Source organism: Pseudanabaena sp. FACHB-2040 (genome assembly GCF_014696715.1).
GTDB lineage: Bacteria > Cyanobacteriota > Cyanobacteriia > Phormidesmidales > Phormidesmidaceae > JACVSF01.
Map to the genome: position 1 here is coordinate 225,439 of NZ_JACJQO010000013.1, position 20,684 is coordinate 246,122.

At 54.7% G+C, this 20,684-nt stretch carries 16 protein-coding genes and 2 tRNA genes; 10 read left to right on the forward strand and 8 right to left on the reverse strand.

Annotated elements, in window-relative coordinates; translation table 11 throughout:
• The first annotated feature begins 677 nt into the window (after positions 1 to 677).
• Together H6G13_RS16745 and H6G13_RS16750 are read left to right on the forward strand one after the other, a co-directional pair.
• Positions 678 to 3,263, forward strand: coding sequence for a glycoside hydrolase family 9 protein (locus tag H6G13_RS16745; RefSeq protein ID WP_190484764.1), 2,586 nt, complete (start codon positions 678 to 680; stop codon positions 3,261 to 3,263).
• A gap of 400 nt (positions 3,264 to 3,663) precedes the next feature.
• Positions 3,664 to 3,900 carry a hypothetical protein gene (locus tag H6G13_RS16750; RefSeq protein WP_190484767.1) on the forward strand — a complete coding sequence of 79 codons (237 nt, stop codon included), beginning with the start codon at positions 3,664 to 3,666 and terminating at the stop codon, positions 3,898 to 3,900.
• Positions 3,901 to 4,097: 197 nt separating this feature from the next.
• On the opposite strand, the gene H6G13_RS16755 is transcribed toward H6G13_RS16750, so the two are convergent.
• Positions 4,098 to 4,170 (reverse strand) — tRNA-Ala (locus H6G13_RS16755).
• Positions 4,171 to 4,313: 143 nt separating this feature from the next.
• Between H6G13_RS16755 and H6G13_RS16760 the strand changes: the two genes are divergently transcribed.
• Positions 4,314 to 5,396 carry a RuBisCO accumulation factor 1 gene (locus tag H6G13_RS16760; RefSeq protein WP_190484769.1) on the forward strand — a complete coding sequence of 361 codons (1,083 nt, stop codon included), beginning with the start codon at positions 4,314 to 4,316 and terminating at the stop codon, positions 5,394 to 5,396.
• Between the two features lie 11 nt (positions 5,397 to 5,407).
• Positions 5,408 to 5,623 (forward strand): hypothetical protein, encoded by a 216-nt coding sequence (locus tag H6G13_RS16765; RefSeq protein WP_190484771.1) that lies wholly within the window; start codon positions 5,408 to 5,410, stop codon positions 5,621 to 5,623.
• Positions 5,624 to 5,810: 187 nt separating this feature from the next.
• Here H6G13_RS16765 and H6G13_RS16770 read toward each other — a convergent pair.
• From H6G13_RS16770 to H6G13_RS16780, 3 genes are all read right to left on the reverse strand, one after another.
• Positions 5,811 to 5,881, reverse strand: a tRNA-Gly gene (locus H6G13_RS16770).
• Positions 5,882 to 5,957: 76 nt separating this feature from the next.
• The gene (locus tag H6G13_RS16775) at positions 5,958 to 6,785 is read right to left on the reverse strand and encodes an energy transducer TonB (protein ID WP_190484773.1); all 828 of its coding nucleotides are present in this window, start codon (positions 6,783 to 6,785) and stop codon (positions 5,958 to 5,960) included.
• Between the two features lie 11 nt (positions 6,786 to 6,796).
• The gene (locus H6G13_RS16780; RefSeq protein WP_190484775.1) at positions 6,797 to 10,231 is read right to left on the reverse strand and encodes a response regulator; all 3,435 of its coding nucleotides are present in this window, start codon (positions 10,229 to 10,231) and stop codon (positions 6,797 to 6,799) included.
• A gap of 565 nt (positions 10,232 to 10,796) precedes the next feature.
• Between H6G13_RS16780 and H6G13_RS16785 the strand changes: the two genes are divergently transcribed.
• The gene (locus H6G13_RS16785; protein WP_190484777.1) at positions 10,797 to 11,411 is read left to right on the forward strand and encodes a GNAT family N-acetyltransferase; all 615 of its coding nucleotides are present in this window, start codon (positions 10,797 to 10,799) and stop codon (positions 11,409 to 11,411) included.
• Positions 11,412 to 11,637: 226 nt separating this feature from the next.
• Entirely contained in the window at positions 11,638 to 12,210 is a 573-nt protein-coding gene (locus H6G13_RS16790) for a hypothetical protein (RefSeq protein ID WP_242028371.1), read from the forward strand.
• A gap of 26 nt (positions 12,211 to 12,236) precedes the next feature.
• On the opposite strand, the gene H6G13_RS16795 is transcribed toward H6G13_RS16790, so the two are convergent.
• Together H6G13_RS16795 and H6G13_RS16800 are read right to left on the reverse strand one after the other, a co-directional pair.
• Positions 12,237 to 13,373 carry a histidinol-phosphate transaminase gene (locus tag H6G13_RS16795; RefSeq protein WP_190484779.1) on the reverse strand — a complete coding sequence of 379 codons (1,137 nt, stop codon included), beginning with the start codon at positions 13,371 to 13,373 and terminating at the stop codon, positions 12,237 to 12,239.
• A 128-nt stretch (positions 13,374 to 13,501) separates the two neighbouring features.
• Positions 13,502 to 14,143, reverse strand: a complete 642-nt coding sequence (locus H6G13_RS16800; RefSeq protein ID WP_190484783.1) for a YqiA/YcfP family alpha/beta fold hydrolase — start codon at positions 14,141 to 14,143, stop codon at positions 13,502 to 13,504.
• A 120-nt stretch (positions 14,144 to 14,263) separates the two neighbouring features.
• On the opposite strand from H6G13_RS16800, the gene leuB reads away from it, so the two are divergent.
• The 3 genes from leuB to H6G13_RS16815 all read left to right on the forward strand — a co-directional run bounded on the left by leuB (position 14,264) and on the right by H6G13_RS16815 (position 17,220).
• The gene (gene leuB / locus H6G13_RS16805) at positions 14,264 to 15,346 is read left to right on the forward strand and encodes a 3-isopropylmalate dehydrogenase (RefSeq protein ID WP_190484785.1); all 1,083 of its coding nucleotides are present in this window, start codon (positions 14,264 to 14,266) and stop codon (positions 15,344 to 15,346) included.
• 114 nt (positions 15,347 to 15,460) lie between these two features.
• Positions 15,461 to 15,694: a hypothetical protein gene (locus H6G13_RS16810; protein WP_190484942.1), complete on the forward strand. Its 234-nt coding sequence runs from the start codon at positions 15,461 to 15,463 to the stop codon at positions 15,692 to 15,694.
• Positions 15,695 to 15,696: 2 nt separating this feature from the next.
• Positions 15,697 to 17,220 (forward strand): class I SAM-dependent methyltransferase, encoded by a 1,524-nt coding sequence (locus tag H6G13_RS16815; protein WP_190484787.1) that lies wholly within the window; start codon positions 15,697 to 15,699, stop codon positions 17,218 to 17,220.
• 137 nt (positions 17,221 to 17,357) lie between these two features.
• Here the strand turns inward: H6G13_RS16815 and H6G13_RS16820 are convergent, their stop codons facing one another.
• A complete protein-coding gene (locus H6G13_RS16820; protein WP_190484789.1) occupies positions 17,358 to 18,362 on the reverse strand; it encodes a zinc-binding dehydrogenase in 1,005 nt (334 codons plus the stop codon).
• Positions 18,363 to 18,756: 394 nt separating this feature from the next.
• Between H6G13_RS16820 and H6G13_RS16825 the strand changes: the two genes are divergently transcribed.
• A complete protein-coding gene (locus H6G13_RS16825; protein WP_190484791.1) occupies positions 18,757 to 20,244 on the forward strand; it encodes a glycosyltransferase in 1,488 nt (495 codons plus the stop codon).
• Here the strand turns inward: H6G13_RS16825 and H6G13_RS16830 are convergent.
• Positions 20,236 to 20,676, reverse strand: coding sequence for a thioesterase family protein (locus H6G13_RS16830; protein ID WP_190484793.1), 441 nt, complete (start codon positions 20,674 to 20,676; stop codon positions 20,236 to 20,238). The genes H6G13_RS16825 and H6G13_RS16830 overlap by 9 nt on opposite strands.
• Positions 20,677 to 20,684 lie beyond the last annotated feature (8 nt).

A 20,684-nucleotide genomic window follows, 5' to 3' on the forward strand; every position in this document is an offset into this window, starting at 1 on the left:
TTGATGCATGAGGAGTTACTGACAGATTCATTGCATTCATTTAATTGAGTCCATGCCAAATTTTACGACCCCTTTTTCCTCCCTTGAGTCAGCGACTTGAGGATGTTCGTAACGTAAGCGTGAGTTTCCTTTATCCATGTGCATACTGACTACTGGTTTAAACAGAGAAACCAAAGCCCCCATGTTCGTGGATGGATTAGCTGCTGACTAAAGTAGCTATTTGAGCGAGTTCTCTTGTATTGTGCCCCCAAGTATTTTCTAGGCTTGTTGGCTGCTGATTAGAGCAGTTAGCAGACCTCCAGTTGACCCTTTGATCTACCCTCCTAATTCTGACAGGCAGGGCTTCTACCACCCGTAAGAGCACACGAAAGCCGAGCCGACAGTCAACTAGATCTGGTCAACTACAGCATTCCTGAGATCCTTATAGATGCCCGTCACTTGCACTGGGGCCGTCAGTGAATCATTAGGCCCATGTGTCCTGAGCTTATAGACGGTTTGTAGACAAATTTTGTTCATCGGTTGGGGCAATTACCCCGACTGGGTTTAGCACGCCCTAGTTTTTAACTCTTGCAAACAGGCTGCGAGCGATCTTGAAATGCGATCGCATCAACGCACTGTGCCTTTGGGCTGTGTTTAACCCGGTTTATAGCCGAAAACACTCTTGGAGACATCAATTCATGACTACGCAAAATCCTGCCAACGTTAGCTTTGCAGTAACTGGCGACTGGGGTACAGGTTTTACCGCCGATCTGACGATTCGCAATACTGGCACCACCCCCATTAATGGTTGGACCTTAAATTTCAATGCACCCTACAGCATTGATCAGCATTGGTCGTCTGTTCTCACTAAGCTTCCCGATGGCCGCTACAGCGTTAAACCCTTAAGCTGGAACACCGCTATTCCAGCAGGTGGCAGCATTACCTTTGGATTTCGAGGTGCCAAAGCTGCCGGAACTCGGGCTACCGCACCCACCAACTATCAGCTAAATGGTGTTTCCTTAACCAGCGGCGCTGCACCGACAGCAACGCCAACACCAACTCTGGCCCCAGCTTTGCCGGATCTGATCATTAGCGATACCACCCTGGCAGAAGGTGCGCTCAACGCTAACGGGGCTGCTTCGGCTCTGTTCAAAGTCAGCCTGTCTAAGGCCAGCAGCCAATCGGTGACGGTGGGCTATGCAACGCAGAATGGCAGTGCGATCGCAGGTCAAGACTTTACAGCTAAGCAAGGCACCCTCACCTTTGCACCTGGTGAAACCAGCAAAAACATTGCTATTCCCATCCTCAACGACACCCGGATTGAACCGACTCAAACCTTCAAAGTCTTGCTCTCCAACGCCAGCCAGGCCAAAATTCTCGACTCTCAAGGCATCGGCACAATCCTTGATAACGATACTGCTGCACCCGCGCCTACACCCACGCCTGCACCCGCACCTGCACCCACGCCTGCACCTACACCCACGCCTGCAACCGTATTGCCTGGTTTAAGCATCGGCAATGCCACTTTGGCAGAAGGTGCGCTCAGCGCTAATGGCACTGCTTCAGCCCTGTTCAAAGTCAGCCTGTCTAAGGCCAGCAGCCAATCGGTGACGGTAGGCTATGCAACGCAGAGTGACAGTGCGATCGCAGGTCAAGACTTCACAGCTAAGCAAGGCACCCTCACCTTTGCACCTGGTGAAACCAGCAAAGACATTGCCATCTCCATCCTCAATGACACCCTGGTTGAACCGACCGAGACCTTCAAAGTTGTGCTTTCTGATGCCAGCCAAGCCAGCATTGTCACTGCTCAGGGAACGGGCACCATTCTCGATGACGATGTAGCGCCGACTGCTCCCTCAACCAGCGGAACCCCAACTGCCCCTTCAACCGGCAAATTCAACTACGCTGAAGCGCTGCAAAAGTCCTTCCTGTTCTACGAAGCCCAGCGCTCTGGCGACCTGCCCGGCAACAACCGCATTCAGTGGCGCGGCGATTCTGCAATGAAAGATGGATCAGACGTAGGCCGAGATCTGACCGGTGGCTATTACGATGCAGGCGACCACGTAAAGTTCAATTTCCCGATGGCTTCATCTTTAACGATGCTGAGCTGGGGGGTGCGCGAGTATCGCGAAGCCTACAACCGTGCGGGTCAGCTAGATGACGCTCTCAGCGCCATTCGTTGGGGCACCGACTACCTGCTGAAATGCCACGTCACCGATGCTAACGGCACGAAAGAATTTTGGGGGCAGGTCGGCGATGGCAATGCAGACCACTCCTACTGGGGCTCTCCAGAAAAAATGACGATGGCGCGGCCCTCCTTCAAAATTGATCGGCAAAACCCTGGCTCAGACTTAGCAGGCGAAGCAGCAGCAGCGCTCGCATCGGCTTCCATCGTTTTTCGTAAGACCGATGCCGCCTATGCCGATAAGCTGCTGGATAATGCCATTCAGCTCTACACCTTTGCTGACACTTACCGAGGCAAATACTCTGACTCCATTACTGATGCTAAATCCTTCTACAACTCCTGGAGTGGCTATCAAGATGAACTAAGCTGGGGAGCTGCCTGGATTCATGAAGCTCAGCAGGCAGCAGGCAAATCTGACACAACCTATCTAAACAAGGCAAAAGCAGCCTACACAGGCGTCAATGCCACCTTCTCCTGGGATAACAAATCCGCTGGTGTGGGAGTTTTGCTAGCACAAGAAACCGGCGATAGTCTCTATCGCAGTGATGTAGAAAGGCTGCTGAATAGCTGGCTACCCGGTGGTGGCGGTGTTACCTATACTTCAGGTGGACTGGCTTGGGGCGGCGAGTGGGGCTCTCTTCGCAGTGCTGCCAACATGGCTTTTGTGGGAGGAGTTTATGCCGACACTGTGACCAATCCCCAGGGCAAATACAGTACCTTTGCAGAGAAGCAAATAGACTACATTTTGGGCGACAATCCTCGCCAGTCTAGCTACATGGTGGGCTTTGGCAAAAATTCTCCGGTTAACCCCCACCATAGAGCAGCTTCCGGTACAGACTGGGGTGGCTTTAATGGCTCTCAACCCAATGCTCACATTCTCTATGGAGCTCTAGTAGGTGGGCCTTCTGCCCCCAATGACTTTGCCTATAAAGACCTTCGCAATGACTACGTTGCAAACGAAGTAGCGACAGACTACAATGCGGCCTTCACAGGTGCAATGGCCCGCATGGTGGACCGATTTGGCGGTACGCCCTTGAACGACGCCCAGCTTGATGCACTACCCGGCATCGTTGTGCAGAATGCCCCTGCTGCTGTCTAGTTAAATATCGCACCACCCCTATTTGAACTCAGATAGGGGTGGTGCATTGCAATGAAAAGGGGATGTTCTGCAAGAATGTCCTCTTTTCATTGCAGAATGACTGGCAAAAAGCAAGTTGTGGTGCCTTTCTGCACTTGAAAAATCAAAATGAAGGTTCTTGCCCTAGCTCTCAAGACTTTCTTAAATACGGTTGAACTCACTGAACTGTTCTGATACCGTTTTAGATGCAGGGAGAGCCTAGACGGAGGACTGGAAAGATCTCACCCTTTCCAATCCCCCTAACGCTCCCAATCTAGATCTGGTAGAAAGGAAGCGCTAGGCTCATTTTAGCCCTAGTGCCCATCTTCATACCTTCTTGGAGCCCTAGAGGTCTCCCTGTTTTCCTTTAGAAGGTAGAAACATGATCACTAGCAAAACTGAATTACTGCGCTCCATTCCGGTTCTCTCAAGCCAGGAAACGCTTAAGCACATCCTTATTGGAGATTACGGAGCGATCATTGCAACGCAAAAACTGCTGGCTACTTTGAACTACGCTGATAAGACTTTCTGGACTCAGCCACAACTCATAGGAGCGACTGGCGAGTACATCAGTGTCTTGATTAAACGAAGCGCTCCTAATCAAGACATAGAAAGCTAAATCTAGGTTGTAAGCAAAATAGGATGGGCAAAGGGCAAAGCCCGTGCCCATCACAATCTTAAAAATCTAAGCAGAATGATGGGCACGCTTTGCTTTGCCCATCCTACAAACTTGTTAGTTTGCTACGATAGCTGCTCAAGGTTTTCGTAAAGAGTTGCGATCGCACAAAAACCGAGCAACTTATATTCTTAATTTAATGGAGATAAGCGGATTCGAACCGCTGACCCCTTCAATGCCATTGAAGTGCTCTACCAACTGAGCTATATCCCCTTGTGCGCTGAGCGCATTAACCATATTGCCTTGGTGGGGCCTCTTCGTCAAGGGTTCTTACAACTTTCTCTTACGAGAGGGGCTGATGCCGCTCAAATCACGTTAGAGTCAGGGAAGTAAGGTGATTGACAGGTTGCATAGCGATGACGATGGTCCCTCCCAATGCTTCTGATGCCGGTGATGCGGTCGATACTCAGGCGCTGCTGACTCGGCTGCGGCGCAAAGAGGGCGACTGGGTGGAGTGGGGGCAGGCCTGCCAGACGCTGCAAAAATCAGGCTTTAATCCGCAGAAGATTTTTGAAGAGACTGGGTTTGAGCCGATCCAGCAAAACCAGATCATCGTGGCTATGCAGGTGTTTCAGTCAATGCTGGCAGTAGGCGTGGAAGAGTCGGTTAAGGCTCACTTTCAGCACCAGGGCAGCGACAGTCTGTATGAACTGCGGATTCTCTCTCAGACCGATCGGGCTAGAACCGCTGAGTTTGTGCTCAAGCATGGGCTCGACTCAGATGAGGTGCGCGACATCGTTAAACCCATCAAAGAATATTCCTATCGTAAGGAAAACCCTGAGGGGTTTTCTGACCATCCTGGCGATGCAGTGGCCTTTCATTTCTGGAATTTGGCCCGCCAAAAGAGTGATTTGCAGGCGCGATCGCGCCTCATTGCCCAGGGGCTGCGCTACGTCTACAGCTCCAGCGCCCGTCAGCAAATAGAGAAGCTGCTGATGGACTTTTCGGTGGTCAAATCTCGCCCAGCCCCAAAACTGCCGATTTACCGATTAGAGAGTGAGACAGAGTTGCCGCGCATTCTCCCTGTCGTGGGGGAGCTGCCCCTGACCGTAGACGACATCAAAGCCGTTCCTCTAGCCATTCCAGAGGAACCGTTTGGCATGATGAAATTTTCTGGAACGGGGGCTTGGGTGCCGATTCCAGGTTGGCAGGTAATTTTGCAGGCGGAAGATCCAATTGCGCTGATTGCAAAGCTAGATCAGCTGCCGAATGTGTCAACAGATGCCTCTGCGGAATCTGTGCTGCTGATTGTTGATCGGGCGCAGCGAGAGTGGAAGCCGGACAGCTATTTTGTTGCAGAGCAGGCTGACCAGATTGTGATCGACTGGTTTGAGGAGAAGCCTAGCGCGTCCCTCATGGGGCGAGTCATTTTGGTGATACGGCCGAAGAAGATTTTGGACGAAGACTACACACGCGAACTTTGGCAAATTGACGAGTAGGAGAATAGACCATGCCTTTAGAAAGACGGCTTTCCCGAGAAATGTTTCTCAGCTCTGAGACGGTAGAGCTGCGCCAAATGTGCTTTACACCGGGTCGTTTGTTTGAACCTGGTAAGTACTTAGCTGGGGACTTGCCCGATTCAGCCTTTGAAATGGGTCTGGTGGACAAGCTGCCTCCAGTGCGGGGGCAGAGTGAGGAGATTGGCGACCCACCACCGCAGGTTTAGGGTTCATTTTGGATTTGGCAGATTAGGCGGGGGAGGTGCGATCGCACCCCTCTGCCCATAAAAACCTTCTAAATTTTCGGCCTCATGCAAAAACGTAGGGACGCGATTCACTGTGTCTCTCTGCGTTATAGGCGAAGACAGCCAGAGGTGCTGACGGTCTTTAGAATAGGCTGTGATCAAGATTGAAAGCGGGTGGAGGGAATCGAACCCTCATCATTAGCTTGGAAGGCTAAGGTTTTACCACTAAACTACACCCGCTAGACCCGTGCTTTTCACAGGCGTATATAAAATTAGCACACTCTACCGCCCAATGGCTGCTGCCCTCCAAAATTTCTTAAAGCTGTAGCTGAGCTTCAAGAATGACCGCATCAGTGGGGCGCTCTACGCCTGCAGTGGTGGCGGGCACCAGCTGTAGGCCCTGCTCCACCAAGCAGGCCGCCAGTGCGTCTAGAGCCGTATCGCCGCTGCTCTGCACCACTGCCGTCTGAGAAATACGGCCATCAGTCTCGACAGTGATCCGTAGCCGCACCGTTGCGCTGACGGCAGTTAGGCTGCTTTGACCGCAGCCTGCTAACAACGGCTGAACCCAAATGGCGCTGCTGGACTGAAACTGGGGCAATGTATCAGGCAAATCCCTGCCGCCAGGATCGACCTGGAGGTCGAGGGGGATAAGCTGGCCTGAGCCATTGCTAGGTGGTGCGGAAGTGGGTGGGGGAGCGGGGGCAGGGGGATTTGGGGAGGTGGGAGGAGTAGGAGCGGGTGGGGGAGATGGGGAAGAGGAGGAGGCTGGGGCGGGAGCGGGTTGGGGAATTTGTTGAGCGGTTTCGTCGGGAGCGGTTGGCAGGAAGTCTTCTGCTGCGGGCGGCTGCTCCCAGGCAGGGGCTATCTGGGGGGCAGCGGTCAAAGACTCATCTGGGGTTGGGTTAGGGATGTCAGATGGATCTAGGGGGACAGAGTTTGGATCTGCAGCCGTGGCTTCTTCGCTGAGGATTTGGATGGGGATGGGAGAACTGTTTTGCAGAGGTCGCACATTGAGTCGCACCGCGCCAAGCCAGGCCAGCACCAGCCCGTGAACGATCACTGAGGCGGTACCCAGCAGCGGCCAGAGCAGGCGAGGATCGCGATGTTGGCTGAGGCTTGTGGGGCTTGTGAAGTTGCCCATGAGTAGGTGGGCTAGGGGGTAGAAGAGGTGAGAATATCGTCAAACTCCACCCGGACAGATAGGGTCATAACAGGATCGTCAATGCCTTTGAGCAGGAGAGGTTGAGCCCCCACAATAGCATCGGAGTTAAGATATTTGCCCACGTCTTCGGAGACCAAAATATGGTTGGGCATGGCGGCCTCTTGCAGGCGAGCGGCCATGTTGACGCTGGGGCCAATGGCGGTAAAGTCAGTACGCTCGGCGCTGCCAAACATACCCACTACAGCGTTGCCCTGGTGAATGCCGCAGCGAAACTGGATCGGCGGAATGCCCTGAATCTGCCAACGCTGGTTGAGATGACGAAGATGCTGATGCATCCGACGGGCCGCTGCGATCGCACGGCGCGCCTGCTCAGCCGGGCTCAAGTCTTCGGGTGCCCCAAACAGCGCTAGCACCCCGTCTCCCATAAATTTATCGACAGTGCCGCCGTACTCAAAAATGGCCTGGGTCATCGCATCCAGGTACTCATTGAGGAGTTCAGCAATGCGCTGGGGTCCCAAGCTGTTGGAGAGCTGAGTAAACCCGACCATATCTGAGAACAAAATCGTGATCAGCCTGGGTTCAGGCTTGAGATCTAGCTGTAGCTGCCCCAGGGCTGCTTTTTGTACCAGCGACTTGGGCAAAAATCGCCGCAGCACCGACTCAGTTAAGTACTGGTTGAGTTCGGCGACTCGTCGCTCATTAGCTTTGAGCGCCAGCAGGTTGCGCACCTCGGCCAACAGCTCGCGGTCGTTAAAGGGCTTGCCTAGATAGGCGTCGGCTCCCTGCTCCACCCCCTCAATGCGGGTTTCGTCGTCTACCTTAGCGGTGAGCAAAACAATGGGGGTGCTGCTCAGGTCAGGGTTGGATCGGATTCTCTGAATCAGCTCCAGCCCAGTCAACTCTGGCATCATCCAGTCGGTCAAAATCAGGTCTGGGCGGAAGGTGCAGGCCATCTCGTAGGCCACTGCCCCATTGTGAGCTGTGCGGATCTGATACCCCACATGCTGCAGCACATGCGAGACATAGGTTCGCAGATCAGGGTTGTCATCGACCACTAGAATCTGGGGCAGGGTCTCTGGCAGGCCATGTTCGTAGAGCAGCGGCGGCTCGGCGGCTTTCTCGGCCTCGATAAAGGGCAGCTCTACGTCGGCTAGCTCTACCGCTGCCCGCTGCCGCTCTAGGTTGACCGACTGCTCAATAATCTGGCTCGGAGAGAGGTGGCGTTTGCCCAGCGGCAGGGTGATAGTGAACTTGGTTCCCTGGCCGTAGTGGGAGCTAACGGCAATATCGCCGCTGTGGAGCTTGACTAAAGCCTGCACCAAGGCCAAACCCAGACCGCTACCTTCGTGGCTGCGATTGCTTGAGCCATCTGCCTGACGAAACCGCTCAAACAGGTAGGGTAGCTGATCAGCCCGAATGCCGATACCAGTATCTTCGACCTCAATTTGGCAAGTGTCTGCTGCCGGAATCAGCCGCACCGTAATCGTGCCTTCTGCCGGAGTGAATTTGATGGCGTTGGAGAGCAGGTTGTAGAGAACCTTGTCGAACTTCTCCATATCTAAATAAAGGGGTGGAGAAGGCCGCAGATCGGCTACTAAATGAAGAAACTTGCGATCGCAATAGGGCCTAAACGCCTCAATGATCTCGTGGATAAAGGCAGCCGGATCACAGGGGCGGAAAGTGGGCTGCATACGGCCCGCATCGAGCCGCTGAATGTCGAGCAGCTGATTGACCAGCCGCAGCAACCGACGAGAGTTGCGCAGGGCGATGGTGGCCTGGTCATAGCCCAACCCCTCGCCTTGGGCCACCACCCCCTCTAGCGGCCCAATCATAAGGGTCAGCGGGGTGCGAAACTCGTGGGAGACATTCTGGAAGAACTCGGTCTTCTGCCGGTCTAGAGCCAGCAGCTGCTCGGCCTGCTGCCGAGTGGTTTGGTAGAGCCGGGCCTGCTGCACTGCGATCGCAGCCTGAGCTGCCACCACCTGAGCCAGCTCCACCTCATCTGGATGCCACGAGCGGGGCTGATAAAACTGGCGCAGAGAAATGCTGCCGATAATCTGACGATCGACAATCAGCGGTACCACCAGCAGCGCCTTGGCCGGGGCTCGGAGGGGCAGGTCGTGGTGCACCAGCTCTGGCTGCTGGTCGAGGTCGTGGATCACAACCGGCTTTTGGGTGGCTAGCAGCTGTTGCAAGACCGGATTGCCAGAAATCGGCACCTGAGACTGGGGAATACCGGGGGCCGTAGGGTCTGCCAGGGCTTTTGCCGCCTCACTGTCCTCAACGTTATAAAGGCCCACACACTGCACAAACTCCTCTGCCTCTGTCCAGAGTGACAGGGCGCAGCCATCTACCTGAAGCGCCTGCCCCAGGGTATAGGTAATGGCAGCAAAGGTCTTTTGGGGATTGAGACTAGAGCGAATGGCTGTGGTGATCGTGTTGATCAGCGCCTCACGCTGGGCCAACGCCTGAATTCGTTCGTAGGTCTGCACCTGGGCCACTGCTAGGGCTGCCTGATCTGCCAGTGTTACCAGCAGCTGCACCTCACTGGGCTCCCAAACTCGGTCAGCCTGGCATTGGTGCAGCGCCAAAACGGCCATCAAATCCTGCTTGTACCGCAGCGGAATCAGCAGGCTAGACTGGATGCCAAGCCGCTCAAAGGCCACCTGACGGTCGGGGTTTTCTGCTACCGCTGGTGAGCTGTCACGGGGCTGGTCTAGCAGGAGAATTTCCTGGGTTTTCCAAAGCGTTTGTTCTAAATCGGCCTGCCTGCAGGTGATCTCATCGTCAGACAAATGAGATGGGCTGCAGTAGGTGAAATAGGCACTTTGAGGCAGGCTAGACTCGTAAAAGGGCCGCAGCACGCAATAGCTGACGTCCATCGTGCGCCCAACGGTGTCTGCAATGGTTTGCAGCATCTCATGTAGGGTCTGGGCACTGCGGATAGTGTGGGTGATGGCATTGAGCAGCGTTTCTTGCCGCAGGGCTCGGTTGAGTTCTGCCGTACGGGCCTTTAGCAGGCGATGGGCCTCTAGGGCCTGCCGCACGATTTCCTTCAGCTCTACGTCGTCCCAGGGCTTGGTGACGTACTTGAAGACTTTGCCCTCGTTAATAGCCCCAACGAGATCCTCAACATCGGTATAGCCCGTGAGGATGATCCGCATGATGTCGGGATAGTCAGCAGCGGTGCGACGCAGAAACTCAGTGCCGCTCATGCCCGGCATCCGCTGGTCAGAAATGATCACCGCCACATCAGGATGAGTTGCCAGAATATGGAGCGCGGCTAGCCCATCGTCAGCCCGCAGAACCTGAAATTCTCGGTAAAAAGTGCGATAGAGCAAGTCCAGATTGTCGGGTTCATCATCGACAACCAGGAGCTTGGGTTTAGGGCCTTTTGGAGTTTGGCGAGATTGCGGTGTACTCATGCACCTGGTGCGGTCAAACGGCAGGCATCTGCGCTCTAACGACTAGAGACACAGGATGCCAAGTCTTGGGAAAGGTAGGGAACAACTCCTGCCCACCTCAGGATGCCCAAAATCACAGCCCGAAGCGACGCCTGAAACTCAGGTGGCACAATGCCGTTCTCTCCAGCGCGGTCTGACGTTTAGGCTTGCTTCTAGAAGATGGCCGGATCCAGTAAGTTTGCGCTCAGTCCATGCACCCTCATTTAGTATGGTTGATCCCGGTTTGCTTAACCAGAGGATTTTGACCTTACAACCTAGAAAACTTTAAACTTTAACCGAGTTTGTTGCCTCTTCGAAGTGCCGATGCACCCTAATAATAGGAGTTCTGCGGCGTTTTCAGGGGAGCCTGCTGAACCCAATAGTTTGCTTAATTTTTGCGTAATTTTCGCTGATGGCTCAAAATTTAGGCTGTTGCAGTCTGTGCCTCAAACTAACCCCAAGTCCTGCGCGGGCCAGTTGAGGTGAAGTAAGGGTATAGTTTTCAAAAGCTGGGCTGCACTGGGTGTGTTGGCTCTCGGGTGACCCTATGACTTCATCTAATGCGGAATCTTCATCTCTGCCTGAATCCTCGCTGCAAATGCGAGTGCGTTCGGCGCGCCTGGAAGATTTGCCTCAGTTAACAGAAATCTTGACCAGCAGTTTCTATGTCCGCACAGGCTGGATGGGGTGGCTCTACCCCTTACTGAAGCTAGGCATTTCTGAAGATCTCAGGCAGCGGTTGCGATCGCAAAATCCCCACTACGCTTGTCTGGCAGTTATTCGGCAGATCCTGCCGGTGCAGATGGCGACGCACACCTACTGCGACTGCGTCACTGGCACCATTGAACTCTCCCAGCGCTATGCGCTGCCCTGGCAGCCGATCAAGCCCCAGCATCTATATATCTCCAATCTAGCTGTACATTCTGAGTTTCGACGGCAGGGGGTCGCCCAACTGCTGCTTAAAACCTGTGAAAGCATTGCCTTGGAGTGGGGATTTGATGACTTGTACCTGCATGTGATGGAGGACAATCTCCAAGCACGTCAGCTATATCGCAAAGCAGGGTTTCACCTGGTGCAGTCAAAGTCCTCTGGTCTGCCCTGGCTGCGCCCCTACCCCCGGCGGTTATTGATGCACAAGCCCTTGGTCGTAAACGGGCAATAGCTGCAGGCAAAGCGAGCAGGCTCAAGGAGAAAGTCGGCCCCTGATTCCAGAAAGTAAACGCTGGGCATGCCTCAGTTCACACAACCCTTAAACTCTTTACAAAATTTTTTATCAGGACTTTAGCGAGTCCTCATCTAGACACCGATAGTCTCTGGGTTACATAGCCTAAAATATGTTGTAAACCAATATTTCAGCCACACCCTCGGTACAATTCACCTGGCAAGGGATGTCACCCGATTATTATTGGCACTCGAATGGGCATCTGCTAGAGACTACACCTGTTGTTCCCTACGGCTATCCTGGCGCTACAGGGTCGCCAGAATCTATGCCCCTAACCCATCAAAAACGAGCTATTACTGAAATTAATCCAAAGTCTTCTGAAACTGATGATATTCTCGCCAAAGTCCGTAGCGGCCAGCTCTGGATTGTCAACAGCCGCCGGAAAAATGGCTTGATCATTCATAAGCGTTTTTATACTGAATTTGCCGGGCCTGGCGCTGCTATTGGGGGAGAGTTTGATGAGGATTGCCTGGCGGTGATCCCCTTAGGGAACCTGTCACTGCTGCCGCCAGAATCGATAGAAGATCAGCAAAAGGCACTGCGGATCCGGCTGCAGTGGGTGCGCCTCACCCAAAATTTCACAGATAAAGCGGTGCCGTTAGAGCGCGCCCAGATGATTTTGGAGCAGTTCAAAAGCTATTTCGACCAAAGCCTGGTCGATCAGGTACCAGACGAAGCCTTTGCCCTGCTGGTGGGAGTGTTGCCGCCGACGATTCGCAGGGCCCGGCGGCTGGTCTAACTTTACTCTTTAAACTGAAGCCAACCTCAAGCCTCAAAAGCAGCCTGTATTCGGCTAACCGTGCGCTGGTTCTCCTCAGGAGTGCCTACAGTGATGCGAAAGCCGTCTCCCGTCTGCCGCACCAGGGTTCCCTGGGTTTTTAGGTAGCGAAAGATGCGGTTGAGTTCTGCTGCTAGGGGTTCTGCTGTTACTGGAGGGCGGGCGTAGATAAAGTTGGCGGCACTGGGCCACAGGCGCAGAGGTGTTTGTGCCTGTAGCGCAGCCTCCAGAGTCTGACGCTGCTGAAGAATCAGTGGAATGGCCTTCAACAGATCGTGGCGGTGTTCCAGCACTAGCTGGGCTGCTGACTGGGAAAGGCTGGGCAGATTGTAGGGCAGGCGAACTTTTTCTAAGGCCGCAATCAGACTGGGGTTGGCTACGGCATAGCCGACTCGGTGAGCTGCCAGCCGAAAGGCTTTGGAGAAGGTGTGCATGACGACCCAATTGGGGCGCTGCAAAATTTCAGCCACGGTGGTCTGCTGGCAGAACTCAAAATAGGCTTCGTCTACCACCACCAAAATGTCTTGGGGCAACTGCTGGAGCCAGCGCAACTCTGCAGCGGTGAGGGCATTGGCAGTTGGTGAGTTGGGGTGAACCATAAAGACGACCCGTACTGGCGGCATCGACTTTTGCTCCACGGCCTGCTGGGCTGCGCTCAGATCTACCTCAAAGCTGTCTGCGTCCCGATCCACTTCAATCACGGGAATGCCCAGGGTGCGGGCCAGAATGACGTACATCGAGAAGGTTGGGTTGGCGACGAGAATAGAGCCTTGACCCGCAGCACAGGTGGCAATTAGCAGCGAGCGAATTAGTTCGTCGGAGCCACTGCCAACAGAGATGTAGTCGCCTGTGAAAGGCGCATTGGGCAGTTGGGCTGACTCGTTGACGTAGGTTGCGATCGCAGCCCTCAGCGCCAGATGATCTCCGCCTGGATACCGGTTTGTCAAAATCTCATGGTGAGCCAGCCATGCCAACTTTTCCTTCAGTGCTTCTGGCAGATCGTAGGGACATTCATTGGTATCGAGATGATCGACCTGGGCTGGCAGGAGATCATCAGCGCTGCCGGGGTGGGGCGTGTAGGCAGCAAATTCAGCCAGGTCAGGACGCAGGAAAGGCAGGCTCATGGAGGTTGAGTGAGGGTGACGGGATCATTATAAGAGGGTAAAGGGTAGAAGGCAGAGGGTAAAAGGCCCGTCTGGTGGGGCCTAAGCCCTTGCGCCCAGATTTCTGCATCTACATTTCTGTGCCTAAATTAAAGTTCTAGGAACTGCCGAATGGCTTGCCAGATTTCGGTTTGCACGTTGCCTAGGGCGTGGTCGCTTTCTAGCTCAATGAGTTTGACCCAGGGGCGCTGGGCAGCGTAGTCGCGGCTGGCCTGAATGCTGATGACTTCGTCCTGCTGCCCATGCAGGATTAGGGTTGGGATGGGCTGGTGAAGCTGTTGTTCGTCGTAGGTTTGAGCATCTGTAATAAAGCGGTAGTGTAGGGGAAGCTGGCACTGTTGGCTGTAGTGGTAAACCGGCAGTGTGCCCTCGCTCTGCCAGCGCTGGCGCTGGTCTTCTCCTAGCCGGGGCAGCCATTGCTCTAGAAAGCGGAAGGCTGGGGCCATCAGCACCAGGCGCTCTATCTGGCCCTGCAATTCAGGCTGCTCGGCTAGCCAAGCAGCGGTGAGGCCGCCAAAGCTGGAGCCAATTAAAACAGTGGGCTGAGCGGGCAAAATCAGATCTTTCACCTGCTGAATCTGGCGGCTCAGAGTGAGGTGGGCAAAGTCTCCCTGGTTAAGATCGGGCACTGCTAGCGGTAATCCCAGAGTTTGAAAGTGCCGCAGCAGCAGCTGAGCCTTCATTGACTGAGGGCTGGAGGCAAAGCCGTGAAGATAGAGGTACTGGGTCATGGCAGCGTCAATGCAGCAGGGTGCTGGGGTATGATAATGAGCCGTTAAGGAACATTGGGCCTGCACCAGGTCCCTTTCTGCCAAATTCTCTCCTCATTGTGCCGCAACCCTGCATTTCCCATGACACAGACCTACCGCATCACGCTCTTGCCCGGCGACGGGATTGGCCCAGAAATTATGTCAGTAACTGTTGACGTGCTCAAGGAATTGGGCCGCCAGGAGAATCTGAGTTTTGAGTTTCAAGAAGCGCTGATTGGCGGGGCCGCCATTGATGCGACAGGCTCTCCCCTACCTGAGGAGACTCTGCAGACTTGCCGGGGCAGTGACTCGGTGCTGCTGGCGGCAATTGGTGGCTATAAGTGGGACACGCTGCCGCGATCGCAACGCCCCGAGACTGGGCTGCTGGGTCTGCGGGCGGGCCTAGGCCTGTTTGCTAACCTGCGACCAGCTAAGGTGTTGCCGCAGCTAGTCGATGCGTCTTCCCTCAAGCGAGAGGTGGTGGAGGGGGTAGATATTATGGTGGTCCGGGAGCTGACGGGCGGCATTTACTTTGGTCAACCCCGAGGCATTTTTGAGACAGAAGCCGGAGAGCAGCGGGGGGTCAACACCATGGTCTACACCCCAGCAGAGATTGATAGAATCGGCAAAATCGCCTTTGAAACAGCTCAGAAGCGTCGCGGCCAGCTCTGCTCAGTAGATAAATCAAACGTGCTAGAGGTGTCGCAGCTGTGGCGCGATCGCATCACGGCCCTATCCGCTGACTATCCCAACATTGAGCTCTCTCATATGTATGTAGATAACGCGGCCATGCAGTTAGTGCGCTGGCCCAAACAGTTCGATACCATTGTCACTGGCAACCTCTTCGGCGATATCCTGTCTGATGAAGCGGCCATGCTCACTGGCAGTATTGGAATGCTGCCGTCTGCTAGTCTAGGGGCAGACGGGCCGGGAGTGTATGAGCCCGTTCACGGATCGGCCCCTGATATTGCCGGTCAAGACAAGGCCAACCCCCTAGCGCAGGTGCTGAGTGCCGCTATGATGCTACGCTACGACCTGGATCAGCCCGCCGCCGCCGACCGCCTGGAGCAAGCCGTTTTGACCGTGCTCGATCAAGGCTACCGAACGGGTGACATCATGGCCGAGGGCATGACTGCCGTGGGCTGCAAGGGCATGGGTGAAGTGCTGCTGAAAGCGCTCTCTTAAGGAATATTAAGGATTTGCTGCCTCCTGGTAGATCGATTACAGTCTTGTCTAGATGAGTCACCATTAGCCGTGTACGGTCTACAGCAACCCACTTCTCAGAGTCCTACGCCCGCCCTGTTGAAAGAGCCCAACGGTCTGCCGCCCGTACTGGATCCTACCCTGCTCAAGGCAGCTCGCCAGATCTATCGAACCTACTATGAAGTTCACCCGGAGGAGATGCAGCGCCCGATTGGGGTGGCGATTAGTCGCAAGACTCATCGCGGCAAACTGATTTTCGGTGGCAAGCCTATTCTGCTGCCGATTGAGCGGTTCATTCCGCTCAATCAGATTGAACCGGGCCTGCACTAGTCATGGTTTCCTGGAGTGACGGCTACGTCACTGAAATTGAATATACCCACGGCTTTTACCGGGAACTGGCCCCCGCTCACCTGCAGTTTGCTCTGCTTTGTGCTGGGTTGAGCCGACCGCCCGATCACGGCTTTACCTGGGCTGAGCTGGGCTGCGGCCAAGGTTTTACAGCCAACCTGGTAGCAGCGGCTAACCCTCAGAGTCGGTTTTTTGCGACTGATTTTAACCCCAGCCATATTGCGACTGCCCGCCGCTTTCAATCTGAGGTGGCGCTCGATAACGTTACCTTTAGCGAAAATAGCTTTGAGCAGTACATTGAGGCAGATCTGCCGCCTTTAGATTACATTTGCCTGCACGGCATTTACAGCTGGATCTCCTCGGAAAACCGGGCGCACATCGTAGAGTTTATGCGCCGCCATTTGAAGCCTTCGGGTGTCGTTTATATCAGCTATAACTGCTATCCCGGCTGGGCAGCAATCATGCCGCTGCAGCGGCTGATTTACGAGCAAGGGCAGGCCAGCGGTGGACCTCTTTTAGATCGGGTCGATCAGGCGCTGCAGTTTGTGCAGAAGTTGTCTGAGTCAGATACTGGCTACTTCAAAGCCAATCCGCTGGCGGCTCAGCGGCTGAACCAGCTCCAGAAGCAAAACCGGCATTACCTGGCCCACGAATATTTCAATGACCACTGGCATCCGCTGTTTGTTACCCAGGTGGCTGCAGAGCTGTCGCCAGCCAAGCTGATGTTTGCTGCCTCGGCCAATCTGCTCGACCATATCGATGCGCTCAACATTCCTCAGTCAGCCCGGGAGCTGTTTGCCAGCGTCAAAGATCCGCTGCAGCGTCAACTGGTGCGAGATTATTTGATCAACCAACAGTTTAGGCGTGATCTGTTTATTCGGGGAGCAGTACGGCTCAGCCCGCTAGAGCAGCTAGAGAAGCTGAGGCAGCAGGGGTTTGTCTTGACTCAACTGGCGGCTAACATTCCCTTCAAGTTTCAGTCGCCACTGGGAGAGGTTGCCTTGCAGGCCGATATCTACCGGCCGCTAATTGACGCTTTGAGCGAGAAACCCACCACGCTAGGGCAGCTGACTCAGCACAGTGGGCTAAAGCAGCTGAGCCTGGAAAGGCTGTTGGAAGCTCTGATGGTGTTGGTGGGCGCGAATTGGGCGGCTCCAACCTTGCCCGAAGCTGATTTAGCGCAGCGGCGACAGAGCACTGAGCGGTTTAATCGAGCGGTGCTAGAGCAGAGCCAATACAGCGCCGATCTGCAGTTTTTAGCATCGCCCCTAATTGGTAGCGGGGTTGGCTTAGACCGAATCGACCAGCTAATTTTGCTGGGGCTGATTCGCAAACAGGAGGCGGCAGCCTTTGCCTGGCAGATATTGTCGGCCCAAAAACAAACTTTGGTAAAAGACGGTCAGCCGCTCAAAACGCCTGAGGAAAATTTGCAGGAGCTTAGGCATAAGGAGACTGTGCTAGTCCAGCAGAGACTGCCTCTACTCAAACAACTTCAGGTCGTCGCCTGATGCGGGCGTTAAATCGGTTTTGCTGCAGCTAAATGGAGCTGTAGCGAGCATTTAACCGACGCAGAATAACTGGCCCGATCAGAATAATCAAGATGGCGCAGACAGGGGTGTAGCGAAAGGCTCAGAAGCCTTGAATACTACGGCACCAAAATCAGCTTTCCAATGTGCTTGCCCTGCTCCATCACGGCCTGGGCCTGACGCACCTCTCGTAGGGAAAACTGGGCGGCGACGGGCATCTGGTATGTGCCGTCGGTAACTCTCTGCAGAACGTGCTCATACGCTGCTTGTTCAACCCCACTGCCGGATAGCTGATTGAGCACCCAGCCTCGCAGAGACGCCATTTTGCGAATTAGCGGATGGACGTTGACGACATCGGGCTTGCCTAGCAGGCCGTAGATCCAGAGGGTGCCGCCGTGGGCTAGGAGGCGAATCTCGGTATTAAGGAAGTCTCCGGCAGCGACTGGATCAAAAATCACGTTAAAGCCTTTGCCGCTGGTCAGCTTTTTGGCTGCTCGGTACCAGTCGGTGTCGCGGGTCAAAATCAGGTGGTCGTAGGGAGCTTCTGGCATGGCCTGCAGCTTTGCCAGCTTGTCGGCGCTGGTGGTGGTGCCGACAGCAATACCGCCATGGTGCTTGACGACCTGGGCGGCTGCGATCGCAACGCTGCTGCTCGCCCCTGGAATGAGAACTGTTTGCCCCGGCTGCAGGGCCTGCTGCCACACCAGGCAGCCCCAGGCCGTCAGGTAGGGTAGCCAGAGCGTCCCTAGCAGTTCATTGGGCACCCCTGCGGGGGCTGGAACGGTCTGGTCGGCCCGCACGACGTAGTGCGACTGATAGGTGCCCTGGCCTTGGCCCTTGCTGGCCGGAGCATCTAGCGTGAGGATGACGCGTTGACCGGGGTTGCGATCGCTCACCCTAGAACCAACCGCTACAATCACACCACCGCCCTCCAATCCAGGTGTAAAGGGAGGATTGCCCGATATCAGGCGGTATTCACCTCGTCGGGCCATGAGTTCAGCGTTGTTCATGCCGATGCTGGTTAGCCCCACGACGACCTCCCCGGCTGCCGGGATCGGATCGGGCAGATCGACGATGTCTAACTGCTCAACTCCCCCAAATGCTCGAACGATGACCTTATACATACGGCTTCTTTTCCAGCGATAAGGCAGCAAAGTTCACTTATTATTGCTTTTTAACACGCATTCTGGATGATTGAAGATTTTCAGCTCGATTGGGGCGATTACTAGCAGATTGTCTGGATTTGAGCAGCAAAAACAGCTGAATCGACAGAATTCGACAATAGCTGGTTTGCCACCTGTGGCTCGATAATCTAAATAAATATTGCCCAAGACCTCTCTCGGTCAACCTGGCCTCCCGTGGGGATCAGGCGGATCGGGAAAGGCCCTGAGTGAATAACCAGTTTTAGGCGTGGCTATGTTTCTCGTAGAAGCATAGCCATTTCTTAACGGTAGCTAATCAACGCATGGACAACCAGTCAATCGGCTAAGCAGCCGAGTGTGGAGTGTATTGAACCGTATGCCGCAATTGAATTCACGCAAGACGATAAAGACCTCGGTAGATCTGTTGTTGATGCTGATATTGACAAACGGGATCTTGCTGGGCTTTCCAGCGGTTTTGTATATTCTGCTGTTGAGACGTGGAGGCACACTGCTGCCGCTGCAGCTTGCGATCTCCGGGGTTTACCTGCTGGCAGCCTTCATCCTGACTGCTGAGACAGGGGCTGTTTTATGGGCACTCGGCCAGTCTAGGCAGACCACCATGCGAGGCCTTCTACAGCGTTTTCTGAGGAGACGTCCTGAGCTGCATCCAACTGCTGCTCGCGGGCCAGAGGCCCTGAGCCGATTGCCCTTGGCGTCAACCCCGCCGGTTTCTATTGTGGTGGTCGCCTACCTGCCCAATGAACAGAGCATTATTCTCGAAACTCTGCAGCATATCCTGACTCAGGTAGATTGGCCTACCTCTCGGCTAGAGGTGATTTTGGCCTATAACACGCCGACAGCGCTGCCGATTGAGGCCGATTTGCAGCGTTTGGCAGAGACAAACCCGACGCTGAAACTGCTGCGGGTAGAGAGCAGCACGTCCAAGGCTCAAAACTTAAATGCAGCCCTGCAGATCGCTACTGGCAAGATGACCTGTATTTTCGATGCCGATCACCACCCGGGGGCTGACTGCCTGATCCGGGCTTGGCAGTGGCTGCAGCAGGGCCAGTATGACCTAGTGCAGGGCCGCAACATTATCCGCAACCATGGCGAAAACTGGCTGACCCAGCTAATTGCCGTGGAGTTTGAGTGCCTCTATGGCGTTAGCCACTATGGCCGCTCTCTGCTGGTAGATACGGCTTTGTTTGGTGGCTCTAACGGCTACTGGCGCACGTCTGCGCTGCGGCGGGTCTGCTTTCGCGCCACTATGCTGACTGAGGATATTGACGCGACGCTGCGGGCCTTGCTGAAGGGCTATCGCATTGTTCACGATCCGCAGATTTTGACTACAGAGCTGGCTCCTGAGGATGTGCCGACACTCTGGTCTCAACGACGACGCTGGAGTCAGGGATGGTTAGAGGTGGCCCTAGCACATCAGCGGCGGGTGGCGCGATCGCGCTATTTTGACCTGCCTCAGCGGATCTGCTGGCTAGTTATGCTGCTCTACAGCGAAGGATTTCACCCTCTGGCCCTGCAGATCATTCCCATTGCCCTTAGCCTTTCGATGTCTGGGCTAGTGATGTCGGAGACCATGTTCAGATTTACCCTGATCAGCACGCTGCTGACCCTGCTAAGCGGGTTTCTTCAGCTTTTTGTGGCAATGAGATCGCGGCAGCAGGTGTTGCCGCTGCCACCAGCATACTTTCTGCTGTATGGCCTGCTCTCCCCAATCTACTTCTGGTTTAAGAGCCTGGTGGCAGTGGTGGCCCTCTCTTACCACCTAGGGGGGCGACGGGAGTGGCACGTAACGCGGCGGGTCAATCAAAAGGCAAAAGCCCAGGTGCTAGATCCCGCTCTACGATGACTGCTGCCACTGATACTGATAGTTCCAGTATTGCTGCACCACTGCTTCTGGTAGCGCTAGGGGCGCGAGCGTCTGGGCGTCAAGCAGGTGGCCGATTTGGGTGGCGGTGGCAATTGTGCCCTCTGAGCCGCCCAGTCGAATTTGTAAAGTCCAGCGAGTTTTGCCCAGGTTTGACAGCCATAGTCGCCCGGTTAAGACTCGCTGCGATCGCACCGGCTGCTTATACTCAATCTGCGTTGACACCAGCGCCAGGTACTGGTCTGCTCGCTGGGGAAAGTGCTGCTGCAGAAATTCTTGCCGCAGGCTTTCTAGCCAGCGCAGATAGGCAAACTCGCTGACCAATCCCCGGCTATCGAAGTCAAAAGATTGCACCTTAAACGACAGCTCAACGGCAAAGAGATCAGTGGGTGCGATCGCATTAGACTGAGTCATAATTTCCT